Below are 22,289 nucleotides of genomic sequence, written 5' to 3' on the forward strand. Positions count from 1 at the left end.
CGAATATAGAACAATAAATTGCGCTGTGCCCGGAAAAGTTTAAAATGCACGCATCACAACAAAGGTGCGAGTACTATGCAACAAATGTGGACAGATATTGACCGCTACATTGATTCACATTTAATTCCTGAAGATCCTATTCTGAATCAGACTCTTGAAAATACTGCTGCACATGGTTTTCCAGATCATCTGGCTGTTGCGCCGAATCAGGGCATGCTGCTGCAAATGCTGATTCAGATGAATAAGTGCAAACGTATACTGGAACTGGGAACCTTTGCTGCATATAGCACCATGTGGCTGGCTCGTGCCCTCCCTGAAGACGGTTATATTCTAACCATTGAAGGCCGTGATACGCATGCTGCCATGGGACAGGAAAATATTGATCGTGCACAGTTAAAACAGAAAGTTGAGCTGAAATGTGGCCGTGCTGCAGATGTGCTTCGTGCCCTGCCTGAAGATACTGAAGCTTTCGACTTTATTTTTATTGATGCCGATAAGCAAAGCTATCCTGAATATCTGGAGCTGAGCTTAAACCTTTCCCACTCCGGTACCATTATTTTCCTGGACAATGTGATTCGTGCCGGTGATATCATCAATCCGGACAATAAAAAACCAAGTATTGAAGGCATTCGTGACATGTTTAAAGCGCTGGAAAATCATCCACGTATCTTATCTTGTACTGCTTTACAGACCGTTGGCAGTAAAGGACATGATGGTTTTGCACTCGCAATTGTCAAATAATACGACTAGAACAAAAATCAGCCAATAAAGTATTCCTGATAAATAACATCATCTTACAGAATGTAACCACAGAGTTATCCACAATATATGAGGATAACTCTGGTTGTTTTTAATTCAAGCTGTAACAATTTATCAAAAAATACATTTCTGTAGGTTTTATCACCCTCTTTCTACTTCGCTACCAATAATGGCACTTTAGAATTTCGGAAAATCGTTGTCGCAATACTGCCCAAGAAGAACTGGTGGATCTTGCTGTGACTGAATGCCCCCAAGACAATTAACTGAATCCCATGTTCCTGCTGATAAGACAGGATATTTTCAGCTACTTCTCCATAGCGGTATTCTGGAACGACCTCTAGTCCTGCTTCTGTCAAATATTGCAGAGGCTCATTCAGGATTTCCACATGATCCCCGATATAAAGCAGATGACATTGTAATTGTCTTAATAAATCACTTTCTGCAATGCGTTTCATCATCTTCACACAAGTCGGCGAATATTCATAAGCAAAGATAAAACGTGTCGGTGGTCTGAAGTGTTCCCCTACAGTCATCACTGTACAGTTAGCACCACGGATAAAGTTTTCTACATTGGTGCCGATTGGCTTATTTTTCTCGGCAGAACGCTCACCGAGTAGTCCAATGACTGCAATATCATCAGGTTTTAGAATCTGAAAACTTTGTTCCAGAAAATCACCCTTTTCCTGAATATGGGTGGTGCGGATGCCATAATCTTTAAAGATACGATCCGAAATATGCTGGAGCAGATTATTGCTATAACTAAGCGCAATTTCACTTTGCTTTTGCTCCAGCTCAGCCAGCTCTTTAAGCAACATGGCATTGCTTTCAAAGCCAATCACACCGCTAATTTCCCCAAGATGATAACTGGCCGGGTAATAATCCAGAACCTGTAATAAAACCAGTTCGCGACCAGTCTGTTTGGCAATCCATGCAGCCGCATCTGCAAGTGCGTTCGTGCATGGTGAGGAGTCTATGCAGGCAATGACACGTTTCATGTTCAGCCTCTCTTTTATAATAAAAATTTCTTAGTTATTTTTAACTTAGCACAAGCATTAGTAAATGTGCACTGAAATCTGTAAGGCTTGAATTGAAATATGTTAACTTTTATGTGATGTTCTAAGGCCTTTACCGAATATTAAGCACCTGATATAAATCCTTTTTCCAAGAACTTCTTTCACTATTTTAATCCCGATATCGAATCAATTTTGCCGGATTTCCGGCGACAATTGCACGCACTTCAATATCTTTCGTGACTATGCTATTCATCCCTATAATCGCCTGATCGGCAATTTTCACCCCATCTTTAATGCCGACATGGGCACCTAGCCAGACATCCCGACCAATCTCAATCCCTTTGGACCTGACTGGCTGCTGATAAATCGGCTGCTCCAGTTCCATCCCATGATCAAAGGCATAAAGATGACAATAAGCTGCGATACGTACCTGGTCATGCAGTTTAATGCCCACCCGACCACCATCCAGAATACAGTGATGATTGATTGCAACTTCGCTCCCTATCTCCAAAGGACCATGTAGCGTACAATCTGCCGCAATAAAGGTATTATCTCCGATACTAATTTTACGACCCGGCTCAGCAAAGATATGCGCCAACGGCGAAATAAAACAGTTTTCGCCAATTTCGACTGTTTCCATCTCCATCAGATAGGTCTGATATTCTTTCTGCCAAGCTTCAGCCCAACCACGATTCTTGGGTTTTAAAGACCAATATAGCCAAGGCATATAATTCAGGCGGTGTTTATGCTGCTCACGATATTTCAGTAATGGATCTGGTTCAGTCATCTGTGGCTTCTTCTATGATTTTTAATTGTTCACGTCCGCGAGTAACATCCTGAATCTTCAGAGCAAAAGGTTCAATCTGATGTTTCTGAAATTGTGCCTGAACCTGTACACCTTCAGCCATATATTCTTCCTGATAATCAATCTGCTGCTGATTCAGCTCATACTGAAAAATCGCCCACTCATTAAACTGGCAGGCAAATTCGACCTTTTTCTTTTCAATCAGCTTAATTTTTTCAGCTAATAACAAACATTGTCCAGCACAGCCCCCATAGGCACGGACCAGACCGCCGGTGCCTAGTTTAATACCGCCATACCATCGATTCACTAGTACCAGTACATTGGTTAGCTCATTGCCTTCAATAGTCGCGAGGATCGGCCGGCCGGCGGTACCCGATGGCTCACCATCATCATTAAAGCGTACATGATGACCGATTTTCCAGGCCCAGCATTGATGAGTGGTGGTCGGATCACGATAGGCCTCCAGAAAATCCTTCACATCCTGCTCATTTTCTACAGGTGTGGCAAAGGCCTGAAATCGGCTTTTTTTGATGTCTTCCTCAAAACTGACAAGGCTGGCAATGGTAAATGGCATAACTTCAGGCATTCAAATTTCACCTGTGCAGTATACCTGTTTTGAGGTGGCAAAGAAAAAGCCTCTCTATACGAGAGGCTTGATTCAATTTAATTTTATTGATTACTTTTAAATTTAACGTTCACGTAACGCTTCTTTAGCCTTGTTGAATGGCTTGATCAGATAGTCCATTACCGTTTTTGCTCCGGTACGAATATCAACAGAAGCCACCATACCTGGTGTGATGTTAAACTCCTGCCCGGCGGCGTTTCTCAGCTTGTCACTATCGGTACGAATATACACCCGATAATAGAACTGATCCTGTTTGACTTCATCCCGCAAGGTATCTGGCGAAATCACGGTCACTTTACCTTTTAGACCGCCATAAATCGAGTAATCATAGGCAGTAATCTTCACCAGTGCTTCCTGATCAGGACGGATAAAAGCAATATCACGTGGTGAAATTCGGGCTTCAACAAGTAATTTCTCGTCCAGAGGCACGATGGTCATCAGCTTGCCATTTTGTGGTACCACGCCACCCAAAGTCATGACATCAATTTCTTTCACCACGCCACGAACTGGGGATTTAAAAATGGTCCGGTTCAAGGTATCTGACTTGCCGCGTACCACCTGTTGCTGAGTTTCCACATCAGTATTGGCTTTGGAAAGTTCTTCCCGTGCTTTAACATAGTACTGGTTACGAATATCATTCATCTGGTTACGCAGGTCATTGGCTTCTCGCTTCAACCGTAAAACTTCAACTTCACTGGCTGCCCCTTTAGCCACCAATGGCGCGGTCATTTCCAGTTCCTGTTGTACCAGTACCAATGCCTGTTGCAAGCCGGCAAGAGATTCTTCTAGATTGGCACGACGTGACTGATACAGTGCGGTTTCTTCTTTAACCAGTTTCGGATATTTCAGCACTTCTTCAGGGAAAGACAATGGCGTACCACTCACTTCTGCACGTAAACGGGCGGAAGTCGCACGTGAAGCGATTAGTAAGGATTCTGATTCACCGACATTTGATTCAAAGCGGGTTGGATCAAGCTGAGCCAAGACTTGGCCACGTTCTACAATCTCACCTTCTTTGACATTTAACTTGGTTAGAATGCCGCCCTCCAGAGACTGAATCACCTGTTCTTTGGACGATGGAATGACTTTACCCGTACCGGTCGAGACCTCTTCCAGTTTAAATAACCAAGCCCAAGTCAATAAAATTAACAAACCAATGCCCACAATCCAGATAATCAAACTGGATTTCGGTAATGGCGGTTCCTGAAAGCTCACTTTGTTTGAACGCGTTAATGTTTGTGGTTCACTCATGCGCTTGCTCCCACGACCCGTTTAGTTCCTACCTGTGACTGATTTAATATTTGGTCTCGTGGACCATCCATGACAATTTTGCCATCATTGACCACGAGAATACGGTCAACTAACTCCAGTACGGCACGACGATGCGTTGCCACTACCAGTGTACGATGGGACAGATACCCTTTCAGATGATCAATTAACTGCTTTTCTGAAACATCATCAATCGCTGCGGTTGGTTCATCTAGTAACAAAATTTTAGGCTGGCGGATCAGGAGTCGTGCGAGTAATAAGGCTTGACGCTGTCCACCAGAGAAGCCCACTCCACCTTCCAGAATGATATGATCCAGACCTTCTTTTTTCTCTTGAACAAAGTTAAGTGCACCAGTGATTTGTAAGGCTTCCAGAATCTGTTGATCCGTAGCGAGCGGTGCACCCAAAGTCAGGTTTTCACGGATACTGCCGTAAAAGAGTTGTGAATTCTGATTGAGCAGGCCCATATCACGGCGTACATCTGAAGGATCGATCAGAGTCAGATCAATACCATCCAGTTTGACCTTACCCTGTGCTGGGGTTTGCATGCCCGACAACAGTTGTAACAGCGTTGATTTACCTGCACCGTTACGGCCCAGAATTGCAATTTTTTCACCTGGCTTAATTTCCAGTTTTGGAATGACCAGACTCGGTTTGGGATCATCATCGCCGTATTTGAATACCACGCCACTCAGGTCATAATGACCATCCAATACAGGACGGTGAATCAGATGTGAATAGTCCGGTTGATCCACCGGTTTTTTCATCAATTCATCCAGACCGCCTTTAGCAACTTTGGCTTGTTGTAAACGCCCCAAGACACCAGTGATTTGTGAAATAGGTGCCAGCATCCGTGATGATAAAATCGAACAGGCAACTAAAGCACCCGTGGTCATCTCACCATCCATCACCGCAAATGCACCGACCAAGACCACAATGGCAAAGGTGAGTCCCTGAATTTTTTGGGTCCATGCTGTCATTAAGCCAACAATTTTACGTTGTTGCATGCTGACATCAGCAGAGACTTCATTCATGTGATTCCATTGGTTCTGGAAGCGGGTTTCAGCTCTTAACAGCTTGATATCTTCAATCCCTTGTACAGCTTCCACTAATAAGGCATTACGGATTGCAGATTCACGCATCCCCAACTGTGCCAACTTGGCCAGTTTTTTCTGTGCCAGAATCCCAGGAAGAATCATGAGTGGTACTACCAGTAGCATGACCCAGAACAGGTTGCCGCCAATAATCCAAAAGATTCCCAGGAACAGGAAGAAGAATGGCAGATCTGCAATTGCCGTCACGGTAGTGGAAGTGACCAGTTCACGCACACCTTCGAGTTCACGAATCTGTGAAATAAACGTTCCAGTCGATTTGGAACGCTCACTATTTTTAATTCTTAAGGAATGACCAAATACCCGGTCAGATATTTTCAGGTCAGCCCGTTTACCAATAATATCTGAAAGATAAATGCGGGATACCCGCAATACAAATTCGAAAATGGCCGCAATCAGTACACCACCAGCCAACACCCACAAAGTTGGAATCGATTGTGAAGGAATGACACGGTCATAAACGTTCATCGAGAAGACAATAGTTGCCAAAGCCAGAATATTGGCGATTAAAGAGGCAAACATCACATCGATATAGCGTTTCCAGTCTTTCAGAACAATTGACCAGAACCAGTTTTTCTCAAAGGGTTTAATATATTCGTCGACACGCGCATCCGGTACAGAAGACTCTGGTCGCAGGATATAAACATGCTTCGCACCAGCCTCTAACTGCTCGATGGTAAAACTTTGCGATAAACCAGCATCTCCACTCAGTTGTACACTGACATTACCTTGTGTGTCGATACGTTCAATAACACCGACATCTCCGCTATCAAATTCAACCAATAAGGGCAAACGCCAAGGATTTAGCAGACTGCTATCAAATTTATTTTTGCGGACATTTAATCCCATCTGACGGCTGACAACCTTGAGCATTTCATCAATGTCATGATGCTGGTTCCAGTCCAGTTGCAGACGAATCCGTTCCTCAGATGGTTCAATCCGATAATGCTTGGCAATATTCAAAACTGCCTGAAGCCACGGCTGATAATTTATTATAGTACTCATGGCTGAACTTCAAACCCCTGAATGGAAATACGGTTAAGCGCGTAAATATCCCGTGTACGGCCTGTTACCTGAATGTATTGCACAATCGCCGAATAGATGTCATAGCGCGCTGATTCAATTTCCTGTGCTGCGCTGTGAATCGCCTGTTCTGCATTCAATAAATCCACTACTGTCCGAGTGCCCAATTTATATTGTTCTTGATATAGCTCTTTGGTTCGTACCGTAGTTTCACGGCGCTGAGCCAGGACATTCATTTGTCTTTGTTTATTTTCAATCTGTTCCCGGATTAAGCGAACCTGATCCAGCACATCCAGATAGACAGTATTCACCTGTGCGCGTGCAGCCTCTTCAGCATAACTGGCAGCACGTGCCTGAGACCGAACAGCGCCCCCCTGATAAAAATTACTGCTAGCTTCAATCATAATTGAATTATAAAAGCCATCATCTTCATTATTATTTGGATTTCGACCATTGACTGCCTGACTTAAGCTACTTTTCAGATTAATGGTCGGATAACGGCTTAAACGTGCCTGATCTTTTTGCAATCGAGCTACATCTACCCCTGAATGTGCCAAGATCATGCTTGGAATCTGGGTAAATTCAGGATCCTGATAAAGATCAGCCTGGGTCACGATACGATCTGAAATTTCCCATTGGATTGCAGAGACATCAAATCCCAATAAAGTTCGTAGACGTTGCTGATATTGTCTTAACTGGGTCTGTTGCACGATCAGGTTAGATTGTGCAGCTTCCAGATTCGACTGCGCCTGAACCGGATCGGCCTGTGTGCTAATCCCGGCGCGGGCACGTAAATTGGCAATTTCTGCAATGCGTGCGATGCCCTGAATCTGCTGTTCGGCAATCTTGGTAATTTCCTGATAGCGCTTAATATTGACGATGGCATCCGCTACTTCCAGTGCCACCTGATCCAGACTCACCAATACTCTTGCCTGTTCTTCTGCCAATCTCGCCTCTTCAACACTGACATTGGTTTTAATCTTGCCAAAGTCATATAGCATCTGGGTTGCATTCAGAGAAACCACCTGACGTCCACGTTCACCTGAGGTCAAATCTCCGGTACCTACACCGCCAGATAACTGCGGATAATAGGCTGCTTTGGCCACATCAATATTGGCGGCCTGTGCAGATAAAGACGAAATACTCTGGGCAATTTCCGGACGACGCTGAACTGCTGTATGAACCGCCTCAATCAGACTCATTTTTGCAGGAATACCAGCATTTATAGGTCGAATTGAAGATTGTCCCTGCTACGGCCGACTAATCTGTGGCAGTTCGGCTACTTTTGAGGTATCCAGTGAGTACTGACTCAGTGAGCTAATATCAATCGTCTGCGCTGATCGCGTTGGCTCTGGAGCAATCAGTTTTCCTAACCCACTTTTAATATTATTAAAATAATTCTGTGAATTTTCTGCATGTACGAATGGCACAGATAAAGGCAAAAGAAGAATGATCCATATTCCCTTATTTTTATCTATTATCCCCTGAATATTTTTTAAGTGCTGCACCCTAAATTGCATAATAATGAATGTTTCGTGTTTTAGCCTAACAATATATCAAATCATACAAAAAGATAGCTTTTTCGTCTTAAGTTAAGTAAAAAAAACCCGCATTTGACGACTAAAGTCTTAATGCGGGTTTTTCTGATAATGAAAATTTTCTATACAGTAAAGTCATCACCCAGATAAACTTTACGTACCGTTTCATTGGCCAGAATTTCTTGTGCCGTGCCTTCAGCAATAACTGAACCTTCGCTGACAATATAGGCATGTTCACAGATGGCCAAAGTTTCACGAACGTTGTGATCGGTAATCAATACCCCAATTCCACGATCTTTCAGCGTCGTAATAATATCTTTAATATCACCCACGGAAATCGGGTCAACCCCGGCAAAAGGTTCATCCAGTAACATGAATTTTGGGTCGGCCGCCAAAGCACGAGCAATTTCAGCACGACGACGTTCACCACCCGACACGCTCATACCCAATGAATCTTTAATATGGGTAATTTTAAAGTCTGCTAGTAATTCGGCTAAACGTTGTTGACGCTGAGCTTTGCTTAAATCCTTACGGGTTTCCAGAATCGCCATAATATTTTCAGAAATGGTTAGTTTTCTAAAAATAGAAGCTTCCTGCGGTAAATAGCCAATACCTTTACGCGCACGTTCATGCATTGCCAAGTCAGATAAATCGAGATCATCCAGATGGATCTCACCCTTGTCCATACGCACCAGACCCACCACCATATAGAAACTGGTAGTTTTACCTGCACCATTAGGCCCTAAAAGCCCAACAATCTGCCCACTTTCCATACTGAAGGAAACGTCCTTGACTACCCAGCGTTTACTATAATTTTTCGCCAGATGCTTAATGGTTAAAGTTTGAACCTGATGCGTCTGTGCCATTAATCACGTGCTCCCGGAAAGGATTTCGAAGATGAAGGCGGAATCACGATTTGTACACGACCTGCTGCTGAACCGGTTTTATTTGGTGTACCTGTTGCTTCAATATCGCCTTTATTCATGCTGTATTTCAGCGTATTACCACGGATACTAGCGCCATCTTGCTGCAAGTAGGCATTTCCAGATAGGGTAATAATCCCGGTTTCCGCATTATAGACAATTTTCTGTGCCTGACCTTTGGCCAAACCTTTGGCAGGATCAACTTTCTGCTGAAATTGAGCCGGGCTACCTGTTGCCGTAATCAGGCTGATCTGTTTTTTATTATTCAGATTCGCCACAATCGAATTGGCCTGCAATTTCATGGTGCCCTGTTCAATAATGACATTACCTGAATAAGTCGTGACTCCGGTACGCTCATTAAAAGTCGCACGGTCAGCTAATAAGGTAATCGGCTGGTTACGGTCAGATGGCAATGCAAACGCAGTGGCTGAACCCAATGCAACCAGACTTAATAACGCAGCGCGCTTAAGGAAAGTTTTCATCATTTTAGCTCTAGGAATTTGGTTCATACTTTCCTCGAATATTAAAGAATTCGTATTGACCATCATTAAGATTGGCTTTTAGGCCCTGACTGATAAATTCAGCCTGTGGAGATTCAACAATGACAGTTTTATCGGTTTCAATTTCACGTGTTTTCGGAAAAGCGGTCAGCTCCTCGGTACGGAACTGCATTTTTCCATTTTGCATGATCTTGGTCGCCAGCACTTCTTGAGAAAGTACAACTTTTGTATTGTCATCATAACCGTTGCCCTGTTTGGCAAAGAATGTCGCATCAATCTGACCGTCTTTATAGGTCGTTGCCTGCAGATTTTTGAGACTTGAAGTCTCTAGCTGCAGGTTTTGTTCAAGCTGGTCGACCTGGGCACGAACAGACAACATGCCCTTTTCATCAGTTTGGGTTAAGTTAATATTATTCGCAGAATAGGTCATGCTACGTGCAGAATCAGTCTGCAACTTGTTGCCTTTACCGCTGTAATAGTAATAACCACCACTTATTGCGGCAATGATAATAGCCGTAAGATATAAAACTCTAGTGTCCATAAGCGGTGTACTTAATCCAGGATGTATGACTTATTAATAAGGCGCACGAGTATATTTTTCAAGTAACTCTTGGTACTTACCTTTGGACATCAGTAACATGTCACAAATCTCGCGTACCGCACCACGACCACCATAGGCCTGCGTTACCAGATCAGCACGACGACGTACTTCAACATGCCCGTTTGGAACAGTCACTTTCATGCCTGCAATCGCGAAGGCAGACAGATCAGGCCAGTCATCACCCATGTATAAACAGTCTTCAGGGTCGATATTGAGCTGAGTACACGCTTCACGTAAAGCAGTCCCTTTATCTTCGCGGCCCTGATAAACCAGATCTACACCTAAATCCGACATACGTTTTTGTACGATATTGCTTTGACGTCCAGTGATAATGATCACTTTGATTCCGGCTTGCTGTACCAGTTTCATACCCAGCCCATCACGGATATCAAAAGACTTGATCTCATCACCCGTATTGGTCAATGTGACAAAACCGTCGCTTAAAATACCATCTACATCAAGTACCAGTGCCTCAATATGACGTGCCTGCTCTAATAATACATAAGATGCCATCTATTAATTTACCCCAGCCTGAATCAGGTCATGCATACTAATTACACCAATGACTTTATTGGCATCATCAACCACAACAAATTGATTAATTTTACGTTCGTTCATTTTTTCCAGTGCAACGACAGCACGCGCTTCCTGAGAAATCGTCAGCGGATTTTTGGTCATTACTTCCTGAATCGGTAAATTGACATCAAAACCTTGCTGTTTGTCGATCAGGCGGCGCAAGTCACCATCAGTGAAAATACCCAGTAATAGGTCATTTTGATCCACAATTGTGGTTAAACCTAGGCGTTTATTTGAAATCTCGTATAAAACTTGATTCATTGGTGTATCTGGTGACACTTTTGGCAATTCCGAACCAGTGTGCATTAAGTGTTTTACATGCAGCAATAAGCGTTTACCCAAGGCACCTGCTGGATGTGACAAGGCAAAATCGTCAGCAGTAAAACCCCGTGCATCCAGAAGAGCGACAGCCAGTGCATCACCCAGCGCTAAAGTTGCCGTTGTACTCGAAGTCGGTGCCAGACCAAGTGGACAGGCTTCCTGAAGATGACCCAGAGTTAAAGCCACATCAGCATTTTGTGGCATTGGGCCTTTGGCATCACCACTAATGGTAATTAAAGGAATTTCCAGACGCTTGATCAGAGGCATCAGCATCATGATTTCATCGCTTTTGCCTGAGTTTGAAATGGCAATCAGTACATCACCCGGTACCAACATGCCAAGATCACCATGCCCTGCCTCGCCCGGGTGCATGAAGAATGAAGGCGTACCCGTAGAGGCAAAAGTTGCCGCCATCTTACGACCAATATGCCCAGATTTCCCCATCCCGGTAATCACCAGACGACCTTTGCACTGCAGGATAATTTCACATGCCTGACTAAAACGCTCATCAATCTGCGTGGCTAAAATCTGTAATGCTTGTTCTTCGATACGCAAGGTTTCAAGTGCAACTTTCTGGAAGTCTATTTGATTTGGCATATTTGGTGGGTTCAAAGTAGGTTTACCTTAACTCTATACAGAGTTGACTCAGTCTAGCAAAAAATAATTTTCGCAATTTTATCATATCTATGCAAATGTCAGGTTTCAAAATGTAGAGCTTTTCATAAAACTTAAACAGAATGTTTAGAAATTTCCCTGACCAAAAGCTCTTCATTATTCAGAATTTCATTATGTTAATCAGTTCTGATTTTCCTTTTTATTTTGCGTAGGCAATAAAAAACCCCAATCTTTCGATCAGGGTTTTTTGAATTTTGGAGCGGGAAACGAGACTCGAACTCGCGACCCCAACCTTGGCAAGGTTGTGCTCTACCAACTGAGCTATTCCCGCAATATGGGAGTGAATTATAGAGAGTTTCTGCTAACTGTCAACTCTCTATTGATTCAACTGTCGAATTAATCAGCACGACGCCATACAGTTCCTTGACGGGTATCTTCCAGCACCACTCCTTGGTCTAATAAAGACTGGCGGATTTCATCGGCACGAGCAAAGTTTTTCTCTTTTTTGGCATCTTTACGTTGCTGGATCAGATCTTCAATCTGCTCTTCAGACAAGCCTAAAGCTTCCTGACCAATATCAGACTTTAAGAATTCGTCGACATTGTGCTGTACCAGACCCAGAATATTGGTGAGATGGCGCAGAGTAGAATAATAAACAGCAGCCTGTTCCTGATTCTGATCTTTTACTGCACGATTCAGCTCTTTATTCAGTTCAAACAATACAGCAATGGCTTCTGGTGTATTAAAGTCATCACACATGGCTGTATTGAAACGCTCAACAAAGCTTTGATCCAGAGTTTCAACCAGTTGTTCGCCATATACTGCCTGATAAGCTTTGAAAGAATGATAGAAACGCATCAGCGTATTTTTCGCTTCTTTTAAGGCCACATCAGAATAGTTCACTGGGCTGCGGTAGTGTGAAGACACAATAAAGTAACGCACCACTTCCGGATGGAATTTTTCAATCACATCACGGATAGTAAAGAAGTTACCCAAAGACTTCGACATCTTTTCACCATCAACATTGATGAAGCCGGCATGCATCCAGTAGTTCACATACTGCTCACCTGTCGCTGCTTCAGATTGTGCAATCTCGTTTTCATGATGCGGGAAGCTTAAATCAGCACCGCCACCATGAATATCAAAATGATTGCCCAGGCAGCAGGTTGACATCGCAGAACATTCAATATGCCATCCTGGACGACCATTGCCCCATGGTGAAGCCCAAGAAGGTTCATTTTCTTTGGCATGTTTCCAAAGTACAAAGTCAAATGGGTGTTTTTTCTCAACTTCGACGTCTACACGTTCAGAAGCGCCTGCCTGCATATCTTCCAGTTTACGGCCTGAAAGGCGGCCGTATTTGGCAAATTTTTCAACTTCGAAATAAACATCACCATTATTGGCTGGATATGCTGTGCCATTATGGACTAGTGTATCAATCATATTTTGCATCTGATCGATATAGTCAGTGGCTTTTGGTGCAACATCTGGTGCAAGACAGCCCAGCTTGGCGAAGTCTTCATTCATGGCATCAATAAAACGGCTGGTCAGTGATGAAATGCTTTCCCCATTTTCATTGGCACGTTTAATAATCTTGTCGTCAATGTCGGTGATATTGCGTACGTATTTCACCTTCCAGCCCTGACTGCGCAGGAAACGGATAATATAGTCAAATGCAACCACCGTGCGTGCATGTCCAATATGACAGTAGTCATAGACCGTCATCCCACAGACATACAGATCAATCTGACCTTCTTTACGAGGCACAAATTCTACTTTTTTACGTTGCTCTGAGTTATATAGAACAAATGGTTGCATAGGTCTTCTAGAATGCTTTTACAAATGATGGTTCATCTTAACCTAAGCATTATTTTTCATAAAGTTTTAAGAAAAGTTTTCAAGACTTTTTCTGCGGTTATTTTTTATTACATAGACAGATCATGCATGGAACGTAAGAGCCTTAAATTGCAATTTGCAGTATGAGTAAAGAAATTAAGGACTTTCAGAAATAAAGTCCATAATGATCTACTAAATACCACCTGTAAAACCATCAGCATGATCCGTGAAAGCTACACCTGATTATTGAAAAATCATAATTCAGTAATTAAAAAAAGCCCCCTATCTTAAGAGGGCTTTTTCATTTCAGGACTTAGAAGTGGTATTTCAAGCCTAACTGAATCAGGTAATCGCTTGATTCAGATGCATTGCCTGTCAACTCGCCAAGTTCCATTTATTGCCACTGGTATAGTTCAAACCGACACCATACAAGAGGTAATCCTTGTCAAAGGACGGAGCCTGATAACCATACTGGATTGCATTATCTACATTGGACAAGATTGTGACCATGCCATTATCACGATCAAAGGCATCGGCATACTCACCATAACCAGTCAGGTAAAGATTCTGGTTTAGCTCATAGTCAAAACGCACACTCACATGCGCTTTAGTTTCAGCCACATCTACATCACTTACAGTCAGACCAATAACAGTATCTTCTTTGACCGCATCCAGTTTTGCAGCGTTATAGCTTAAAGCCATGTATGGTGAAACAGTCAGACGGTCAGCGAAGAAGTCATAACCCAGTTCAGCATAAGCACCGTATTTAAACAGATCAGCTTTATTGGATTCTTTCACCGAATCAAGCCCATCAGTCACAGTACGGTTAAACTCAACATCACCGAAACCAAGCTGCACATTACCTGAAACATATACACCCTTGTCAGATTGCCATTTTGCATAAGCGCCCAGACCAGTTACATCAGTTTCAGTTGAAGCATCAGCCAAAATGTTGGTGACGGATCTTGAATTGCGATCCCCGCATTGGTCAGGTCTTCAACCGTGATCGTACCATTCTGATAATCCTGAATGTATTTAAATATCTTTTGGACAGAATGTTGCAGATATGCATTCTTTTGAACATCAAGATCAGCAATCTCGATCCTTACCTGTTTAGTAGGCGCAGCGTTATCCACAACATTAAATTTAGCTTTGTCATAGGTATAAGCAAGCGTAGTCGGTGTAGTACCGCCATTAGTCGGGGGTGTATTCACTGTTGTAGAGGATTTTGCACCACCACATGCAGTCACCATTATAACAACTACCGCCAAAGAAAGAGCTGTTGTAATTGTCTTCATCTTAGTTTTCATACCCCTTATCATCTTTAGTTATCAAGCTATTTTTAATTTAAATTAAGGTCTTATGAGTGATAAAAACACTCATGAATTACCATAGAGGAATTAATTAAGTATTTGTAAAATAATGATAAATTATTATCAGGTAAAAGAGTTATTATTTTCAATGAATTTTATAGATATTTTATAGCAGGTATTTAATTGAAATACCTACTATTTTCTAAAATTAATCAATTGAGAAATGTATTATCCCAATTCATTTCTAATATTGTTCACCATATGTAATAAACGTGGTGCAATATCATTTTTGATTTTCTCTTCATTGAGCAGAAAACTTGGACCGCCGCAGTTAAACACCAGTAGACCATGCTGTTCATGGACAAAAGGAACTGCAACCGAATTCACATCCTTATGCCATTCACCGATTGAAAAGCAGAAACCATATTCCTGATAGTCTTTAAATGACTTCTCCAGATTTTTTTGGATCTGTGGCCATTCTTCAACATGTTTACGGCGAATCGCATCAAGCAGAAAATCACGCTCATCTTCTGGCATTGCAGCCAGACAGGCACGCCCCATTGAACTTAAATGAATCGGCAAATGGGTTCCTACCTGACGACGCATGGTGACATTGCCTTTGCCCTGCACCACATCCAGATAAATCATGTTCAATCGGTCGCGGGTCGCCATTGCAACGGCTGCCTCAGCATAGTCTGCCAGATTTTTCATTAATGGATGAGCAACCGATCGCAAGGATAAATTCGACAGCATCGAATAACCAAAAGACAGTACGCCGACTGAGAGCTGAAACTTGCTCGAATTCGGAACCTGCTTTAAATATCCTAAACGGGATAAGGTATGGGTTAAACGGGTAATCGTCGGTTTAGGTAGACCTGTCATCTGTGACAGTTCCTGATTGCCCAGATGCTGATGTTTTGGACTAAAGCAGCGCAGTAACTCCAGACCACGTGCTAAAGCTGTAATAAATTGACGGTCATTTTCATCCTGCATATCTTCGATCGGATGCAATAACTCATGGCGCAAAGGCGCAATTAATTTTTCTTCCGACTGATCGGTTTCAGGTACATCATCAGACATGTCTTCACCGTCCTTCAAATTCATAATAAGTGTTTCGCATTGCGAAATTATAAATAATTATCTTGTATATAGCAAAGAAGCAACTTTGATTAAGTTGCTTCTTTATTGGACTTATGGGTTTTCTTGTTTATTAACCAACAATACCTTGAGCTTTTAGGGCCTCCAGTTTTTCCTCATCCACGACACGTGAAAGAATTTCATTCGTATGCTCACCTAACATTGGTGGTGCTTTACGATATTCCACTGGTGTACGCGATAATTTAATTGGTGAGCCAATCACCGTTAATTTTTCTTTTAACGGATGGGGGATCTCAACCAGCATATTACGCGCTTGCACTTGTGGTTCCTGGAAAGCTTGTTCAAGGTTATTAATCAGGCCTACCGGAACTTTCACTGCATGAATTGCTTCTACCCAATGCTTCGCAGTATTGCTTAAGAAATGTTTGGCTAGCAGCTCTGTGATTTCTGCACGATGCTGAATACGCAGTGCATTGGTCACAAAACGTGGATCTTGCGGTAAATCAGGCAAACCAATTGCAGCGCTCAAGGCAACAAATTGCTTGTCATTACCACAGGCAATAATGAAGTCTTGGTCGGCAGCGCGGAACACTTGATAAGGCACAATATTGGCATGCGCATTACCATAACGACCTGGAATTTTACCTGAAGCCAGGTAGTTCATCCCTTGGTTTGCCAGCAAAGCAACCTGCACATCCAACAGTGCCATATCAATATGCTGACCCAGGCCAGTCACATGACGATTCAGCAAAGCAGCCTGAATGGCAATGGTCGAGTACAAACCCGTCGTCAAATCCGCAAAAGCCACGCCAACTTTTTGTGGTCCACCACCTGGTAAGTCATCTTTCTCACCAGTGACAGACATTAAACCGCCCATCCCCTGGATGATAAAGTCATAACCTGGTTCAGGTGCACGAGGGCCAGTTTGACCAAAGCCAGTAATTGAGCAATACACCAGTTTCGGATTAATCGCGCTGAGGCTTTCATAATCCAGACCGTATTTTTTCAATGAACCCGCTTTGTAATTTTCAATCACCACATCTGAATCAGCAGCCAGTGCTTTGACCAGTTCCTGACCTTCAGGCGTTGAAATATCAATCGCAACTGACATTTTATTACGGTTGGCTGACTGGTAGTACGCCGCTTCACGTGTATTTTCACCATGGTCATTTTTCATCCAAGGTGGTCCCCACATACGGGTATCATCACCCGTTTTAGGACGTTCAACTTTAATCACTTCAGCGCCTAAATCCGCGAGGATTTGACCACACCAAGGACCTGCAAGTACGCGACTTAAATCCAGTACGCGAATACCCTCTAATGCACCCATGTGTTTTTCCTTTGTTTATACGCGTTCGATGACCAGTGCCAGACCTTGGCCCACACCGATACACAGACTAATCACAGCATATTTTTTGCCGCTGCGCTGCAATTCACGAGCGGTGCTGAGCACTAAACGAGCACCTGAAGCACCGAGTGGATGCCCAACTGCAATCGCACCACCATTCGGGTTCACACGAGCATCATCAAATGCCACACCCAGACCTTTTAAGCATGCTAAAACTTGTGATGCGAATGCTTCATTGATTTCAATGATATCCATGTCATCCAACGTCAAGTTGGCACGTTTTAATGCTAGTTTGATCGCATCAACCGGACCGGCGCCCATAATACGTGGTTCAATACCCGCAGCCGCTGAAGCGATGATTTTCGCCATTGGCTGGATGCCCAGTTTTTCCTGAGCGGCTTCAGAACCAATGATTAGCGCTGCTGCACCATCATTGACACCAGAAGCATTACCCGCAGTCACTACACCGCCTTCAAACAGTGGACGTAGTTTCTGTAGCGCTTCCAAGTTAGAAGATGGACGTGGATGTTCGTCTTGATCGACCAATTTTGCTGGTAATTTACGGCCTTGAGGCACTTCAACACCCACGATCTCGTCAGCAAAGAAACCTGCCTGTTTAGCTGCTTCATATTTGGCTTGTGATGCTGCAGCAAACTGGTCTGCATCTTCACGGGTTACACCGTATTCTACTGCTACATTATCGCCAGTTTGCGGCATGGTGTCATTGCCGAACTGTTTTTCAATGGCAGGGTTCGGAAAACGTGCGCCGATGGTTGAATCGAATACTTTAAAATCACGGCTAAATGGTGTTTCAGATTTGGCAAAGACAAACGGTGCACGAGACATCGACTCGACACCACCTGCAAGGAAGATATCCCCTTCATTACAAGTAATCGCACGAGCTGCATCAATCACCGCTGCTAAACCTGAAGCACATAGACGGTTCACAGTTTGTGCTGGCGTTTTCACATCTAGACCCGCCAATAACGTTGCATGACGTGCAATATTACGGCTGTCTTCACCGGCCTGGTTAGTATTCCCCAGAATCACATCATCAAAAATATCAGCAGGTAGATTATGTTTTGCAACCAATGCCTTAATCACATGTGCAGCTAAATCATCTGGACGAACCTTTGCCAGGCTTCCTGCATGACGGCCAAATGGCGTACGTAATCCATCATAAATATATGCATTTAACATGAGTTTGATTCCTTAAACTGCTGCAGTGTGAAGAAGAGATAGTTTTAAACGGGCGCGGCGTTGTAACCATGTACTTGGACGATAACGCTGGTCACCAGTATTCGCCAGGATACGTTCCAGGATCAACAGGATACGTTCTGCGCCCAAAACATCACCCCATGAAATTGGTCCATGTGGGTAGCCCAGACCAAGTTTTACTGCTTTATCGATATCGGCTGCAGTTGCGATTTGTTGTTGGGCAATATCACAAGCCAGATTCACGACCATTGCCAATACGCGCTGTGCGACAAAGCCAATACTTTCAGCAATTACCGATACGCCATGACCATTTTTAGCAAACAATGCATGTGCTTGGTCGATATAGGCTTTTTGAGTTGCAATCGAAGGCATGATGGTACGGTGCTTGGCAAAATCAGTCAGCATATCAATGCTGATTGCACGAGTCGCATCAACCTCAAAACGTAATGCAGCTGTTGTCGTGTCTTCACCATAAGTGGCCAATAGAATCAGACTGTCAGCTGCCGGAGTTTCAGCACTGTCGATGATCAAGCCTTGCTCACGGATATAGTCACGCAAGATGCTGGCATCCTGCTCAAGATCTGCTTTGATCCAGACTGGGCTGAATTCAGTTACTTCAGGCGCAATCTGAGCCGGAGCTTCATTGGTCTTTTGACCATCCTGATATTTATAGAAGCCTTCACCGACTTTACGACCGACTTTTTTACCAGCCAGCATTTGACGGGTTAAAGCGCTTGGACGATAACGATCTTCCTGATAATACTGGTTGAAAATCGATTCCATCACTGGATGAGAAACATCCAGTGCAGTCAGGTCAAACAATTCCAGTGGTCCCATACGGAAACCGGCACCTTCACGCAGAATACGGTCGATTTCTGAAACTGAGACAATCCCTTCGCCTAGGATTTTCAGTGCTTCCGTACCATAAGCACGGCCGGCATGGTTAACAATAAACCCAGGCGTGTCTTTGGTACGCACACCGAAGTGCCCCATACGTTGTGCCAGTTCGAGTAGATCTGCAACGACCTGTTCATCTGTTGCTAGGCCAGCAATCACTTCGACAATTTTCATCAAGGGCACTGGATTAAAGAAATGGAATCCCGCCATACGACCTTGATGCTCAAGGTTGGATGCAATAGCAGTCACTGAAAGTGATGAGGTATTGGTTGCCAGAATGGTTTCTGGAGATACGATACTTTCCAGCTGTTTAAATAAACCTTGCTTGATGTCCAGATTTTCGATGATGGCTTCAACCACCAGATCAACACCAGCCACTTCTTCAATGCTATTCAGGATTTTGAAACGTGCCAGAGTTGCATTCAGAACTTCTTCAGTAAATTTACCTTTGGCTTGCAGCTTTTCAAGCGTAGCTTTAAGTTTAGCCAAACCTGCTTCTGCCGCACCTGCTTTGGCATCGAATAAGCGCACTTCCAGACCTGCCTGGGCTGCGATTTGCGCGATACCCATGCCCATTACACCAGTACCAATGAGCGCCATAGATTGAATGGTCATGTCTTATTCTCCAGTGTATTGTGCAGGACGTTTTTCAAAGAACGCATTCACGCCTTCTTTCTGATCTTTGGTATCAAATAAAATCTGGAAAGCTTTACGTTCCAATGCCAAAGCACCTTGTAAAGATTGATCTTGGCCAAGATTGGTCACTTCTTTAATTTGCTGCACTGCAATTGGAGAGAAAGACGCAATCGTTTGAGCAATCTCAATCGCATGGGTAATGGTGTTTTCATCTTCCACGACTTCAGAAACCAAGCCCATACGCTCAGCCTCAGCAGCTTTCACCAATTTACCGGTCAATACCCAAAGCATGGTTTGATATTTACCAATCGCGCGCAGTAAACGTTGTGTCCCACCTGCACCTGGCATCAAGCCCAGTTTCACTTCAGGCTGACCAAATTTGGCACTTTCACCGGCAATGATGATGTCCGCATGCATGGCCAGTTCACAGCCACCACCGAGTGCATAGCCATTGACTGCTGCAATAATCGGTTTCGGACAATCAGTAATGCTTTGCCAATATTGTTCAGTATGGCGTAAATACATTTGGGCTGTAGTTGCAGTGGTGAAATCTTTAATGTCTGCACCCGCAGCAAATACTTTTTCACCGCCGGTCAAAATAATCGCTTTTACAGCATCTAATTTTGAAAGGTATTGAAATGCTTCAGAGAGTTGCTGACGTAATTCCAGGTTCAAGGCATTACGTGCTTCCGGGCGATGGATTTGAACAATTGCGACGCCATCTTCCTGTACAGTCAATTTTAAAATTTCAGTGCTTTCCATAATCTTCTCATTTCGCACAGCGGTATTTAATTAACAATATACATAAATTTAGTTCAAAGTAAACTATTCAAATTTGAACAAAAAATATTTTATAACGCCTTAAAAACAGCATTAATCACATTAAATCAATTATTTAAAGCCAATTTTAAAGTAAAACATAAATATCGCACAGCGAAATATACTTTCGTATATATTGATCCTTGTTTTAATTTTAATTAGTATCCGCATAAATTTAGCTTAGTGATGAGTTTTTATTCACATTGGACAAGATGTGGACAGAACGAAATCCTAGATACGGAGTTAGGACATGATTCGTGATCAGGAAACCTTAGACCAGTTGGTAGATATGATTCGCCAGTTTGTAGAAGGCGTATTAATCCCAAATGAAGAAATTGTTGCAGAAACGGATGAAATTCCAGCAGAAATCGTGCAACAAATGAAAGAGTTGGGCTTATTTGGTTTAACCATTCCTGAAGAATATGACGGTCTTGGCCTGACCATGGAAGAAGAAGTCTATATCGCTTTTGAACTGGGCCGTACTTCCCCTGCTTTCCGCTCATTGATTGGTACGAATAACGGTATCGGCGCATCTGGCCTGATCATCGATGGTACTGAAGAGCAAAAACAGCACTTCCTGCCAAAACTTGCCAGCGGTGAAATTATTGGCTCGTTCTGTCTGACTGAACCGGATTCTGGTTCTGATGCAGCGTCGCTTAAAACTACTGCTGTAAAAGATGGTGATGAGTACATTCTGAATGGTACCAAGCGTTTCATTACCAATGCGCCACATGCGGGTGTATTCACAGTAATGGCACGTACCAATCCTGAATTAAAAGGTGCTGCAGCTATTTCAGCGTTCATCGTTAACAGTAACTTGCCAGGTATTTCACTGGGTAAACGTGACAAGAAAATGGGCCAGAAAGGCGCACATACCTGTGACGTGATCTTTGAAAACTGCCGTATCCCTGCATCAGCTTTGATTGGCGGTGTAGAAGGCGTTGGCTTTAAAACTGCGATGAAGGTTCTGGATAAAGGCCGTATCCACATTGCTGCACTGAGCGTGGGTGCTGCAACCCGTATGCTGGAAGATTCATTGCAATATGCCGTTGAACGTAAGCAGTTCGGTCAGGCGATTGCCAACTTCCAGCTGATCCAGGGCATGCTGGCAGATTCTAAAGCTGAAATTTATGCAGCGAAATGCATGGTGCTTGATGCAGCGCGTCGTCGTGATGCCGGCCAGAATGTAAGTACTGAAGCATCATGCGCAAAAATGTTTGCAACAGAAATGTGTGGCCGTGTCGCTGACCGTGGTGTGCAAATCCATGGTGGCGCGGGCTACATCAGTGAATATGCAATTGAGCGCTTCTACCGCGATGTGCGTTTATTCCGTCTTTATGAAGGAACCACGCAAATCCAGCAAGTCATTATTGCTCGCAATATGATTCGCGAGGCGACTCAGTAACAAGTTTGGCCTGATCAACTCTCCTTGCGATCAGGCCTT

The 22,289-nt window shown here is 43.4% G+C and carries 20 protein-coding genes, 1 tRNA gene and 1 pseudogene; 2 read left to right on the forward strand and 20 right to left on the reverse strand.

What is annotated here, in order from left to right; all coding sequences use genetic code 11:
* The first annotated feature begins 75 nt into the window (after nt 1–75).
* Nucleotides 76–741 carry an O-methyltransferase gene (locus FTV18_RS11715; RefSeq protein WP_180018177.1) on the forward strand — a complete coding sequence of 222 codons (666 nt, stop codon included), beginning with the start codon at nt 76–78 and terminating at the stop codon, nt 739–741.
* Between the two features lie 170 nt (nt 742–911).
* On the opposite strand, the gene FTV18_RS11720 is transcribed toward FTV18_RS11715, so the two are convergent.
* From FTV18_RS11720 to FTV18_RS11815, 20 genes and pseudogenes are all read right to left on the reverse strand, one after another.
* A complete protein-coding gene (locus tag FTV18_RS11720; RefSeq protein WP_034703837.1) occupies nt 912–1,754 on the reverse strand; it encodes a universal stress protein in 843 nt (280 codons plus the stop codon).
* 187 nt (nt 1,755–1,941) lie between these two features.
* On the reverse strand, nt 1,942–2,559 hold the full coding sequence (locus FTV18_RS11725; protein ID WP_180018179.1) for a DapH/DapD/GlmU-related protein: 618 nt from the start codon (nt 2,557–2,559) through the stop codon (nt 1,942–1,944).
* The gene (locus tag FTV18_RS11730) at nt 2,552–3,151 is read right to left on the reverse strand and encodes a YigZ family protein (protein WP_034170371.1); all 600 of its coding nucleotides are present in this window, start codon (nt 3,149–3,151) and stop codon (nt 2,552–2,554) included. Before FTV18_RS11730 ends, FTV18_RS11725 begins: the two co-directional genes overlap by 8 nt.
* Before the next feature lie 114 nt (nt 3,152–3,265).
* Complete coding sequence (locus tag FTV18_RS11735) at nt 3,266–4,453, reverse strand: HlyD family efflux transporter periplasmic adaptor subunit (protein WP_004786223.1); 1,188 nt, start codon at nt 4,451–4,453, stop codon at nt 3,266–3,268.
* Nucleotides 4,450–6,588, reverse strand: coding sequence for a type I secretion system permease/ATPase (locus FTV18_RS11740; protein WP_180018181.1), 2,139 nt, complete (start codon nt 6,586–6,588; stop codon nt 4,450–4,452). Before FTV18_RS11740 ends, FTV18_RS11735 begins: the two co-directional genes overlap by 4 nt.
* Nucleotides 6,585–8,126 (reverse strand): annotated as a pseudogene (locus FTV18_RS11745) (TolC family outer membrane protein). The gene FTV18_RS11740 and the pseudogene FTV18_RS11745 overlap by 4 nt, the downstream one beginning before the upstream one ends.
* Nucleotides 8,127–8,266: 140 nt before the next feature.
* Nucleotides 8,267–9,010: an LPS export ABC transporter ATP-binding protein gene (gene lptB, locus FTV18_RS11750; protein WP_004786227.1), complete on the reverse strand. Its 744-nt coding sequence runs from the start codon at nt 9,008–9,010 to the stop codon at nt 8,267–8,269.
* Nucleotides 9,010–9,576 (reverse strand): lipopolysaccharide transport periplasmic protein LptA, encoded by a 567-nt coding sequence (gene lptA / locus FTV18_RS11755; RefSeq protein ID WP_159122791.1) that lies wholly within the window; start codon nt 9,574–9,576, stop codon nt 9,010–9,012. Before lptA ends, lptB begins: the two co-directional genes overlap by 1 nt.
* A complete protein-coding gene (gene lptC / locus FTV18_RS11760) occupies nt 9,560–10,108 on the reverse strand; it encodes an LPS export ABC transporter periplasmic protein LptC (RefSeq protein WP_034705852.1) in 549 nt (182 codons plus the stop codon). Before lptC ends, lptA begins: the two co-directional genes overlap by 17 nt.
* A 33-nt stretch (nt 10,109–10,141) precedes the next feature.
* On the reverse strand, nt 10,142–10,681 hold the full coding sequence (locus FTV18_RS11765) for an HAD family hydrolase (RefSeq protein ID WP_034170294.1): 540 nt from the start codon (nt 10,679–10,681) through the stop codon (nt 10,142–10,144).
* A gap of 3 nt (nt 10,682–10,684) precedes the next feature.
* The gene (locus FTV18_RS11770) at nt 10,685–11,662 is read right to left on the reverse strand and encodes a KpsF/GutQ family sugar-phosphate isomerase (protein WP_004786235.1); all 978 of its coding nucleotides are present in this window, start codon (nt 11,660–11,662) and stop codon (nt 10,685–10,687) included.
* Between the two features lie 273 nt (nt 11,663–11,935).
* A tRNA-Gly gene (locus FTV18_RS11775) sits at nt 11,936–12,011 on the reverse strand.
* Nucleotides 12,012–12,076: 65 nt separating this feature from the next.
* Nucleotides 12,077–13,498, reverse strand: coding sequence for a cysteine--tRNA ligase (gene cysS / locus FTV18_RS11780; protein ID WP_180018185.1), 1,422 nt, complete (start codon nt 13,496–13,498; stop codon nt 12,077–12,079).
* A gap of 393 nt (nt 13,499–13,891) precedes the next feature.
* Nucleotides 13,892–14,464, reverse strand: coding sequence for an autotransporter outer membrane beta-barrel domain-containing protein (locus FTV18_RS11785; protein WP_180018187.1), 573 nt, complete (start codon nt 14,462–14,464; stop codon nt 13,892–13,894).
* Nucleotides 14,434–14,814: a hypothetical protein gene (locus FTV18_RS11790; RefSeq protein WP_180018189.1), complete on the reverse strand. Its 381-nt coding sequence runs from the start codon at nt 14,812–14,814 to the stop codon at nt 14,434–14,436. The genes FTV18_RS11785 and FTV18_RS11790 overlap by 31 nt, the downstream gene beginning before the upstream one ends.
* A 243-nt stretch (nt 14,815–15,057) precedes the next feature.
* Nucleotides 15,058–15,909, reverse strand: coding sequence for an IclR family transcriptional regulator (locus FTV18_RS11795; protein WP_125279305.1), 852 nt, complete (start codon nt 15,907–15,909; stop codon nt 15,058–15,060).
* A gap of 130 nt (nt 15,910–16,039) precedes the next feature.
* Nucleotides 16,040–17,257, reverse strand: a complete 1,218-nt coding sequence (locus FTV18_RS11800; RefSeq protein WP_180018191.1) for a CaiB/BaiF CoA-transferase family protein — start codon at nt 17,255–17,257, stop codon at nt 16,040–16,042.
* A gap of 15 nt (nt 17,258–17,272) precedes the next feature.
* Nucleotides 17,273–18,475, reverse strand: coding sequence for a 3-oxoadipyl-CoA thiolase (locus FTV18_RS11805; protein WP_180018193.1), 1,203 nt, complete (start codon nt 18,473–18,475; stop codon nt 17,273–17,275).
* A gap of 12 nt (nt 18,476–18,487) precedes the next feature.
* Nucleotides 18,488–20,005, reverse strand: a complete 1,518-nt coding sequence (locus FTV18_RS11810) for a 3-hydroxyacyl-CoA dehydrogenase (protein WP_180018195.1) — start codon at nt 20,003–20,005, stop codon at nt 18,488–18,490.
* 3 nt (nt 20,006–20,008) lie between these two features.
* On the reverse strand, nt 20,009–20,788 hold the full coding sequence (locus tag FTV18_RS11815; RefSeq protein ID WP_180018197.1) for an enoyl-CoA hydratase: 780 nt from the start codon (nt 20,786–20,788) through the stop codon (nt 20,009–20,011).
* Nucleotides 20,789–21,095: 307 nt separating this feature from the next.
* Between FTV18_RS11815 and FTV18_RS11820 the strand changes: the two genes are divergently transcribed.
* Complete coding sequence (locus FTV18_RS11820) at nt 21,096–22,250, forward strand: acyl-CoA dehydrogenase family protein (RefSeq protein WP_180018199.1); 1,155 nt, start codon at nt 21,096–21,098, stop codon at nt 22,248–22,250.
* Nucleotides 22,251–22,289 lie beyond the last annotated feature (39 nt).

The organism is Acinetobacter sp. YH12241 (assembly GCF_013417535.1).
Lineage (GTDB): Bacteria > Pseudomonadota > Gammaproteobacteria > Pseudomonadales > Moraxellaceae > Acinetobacter.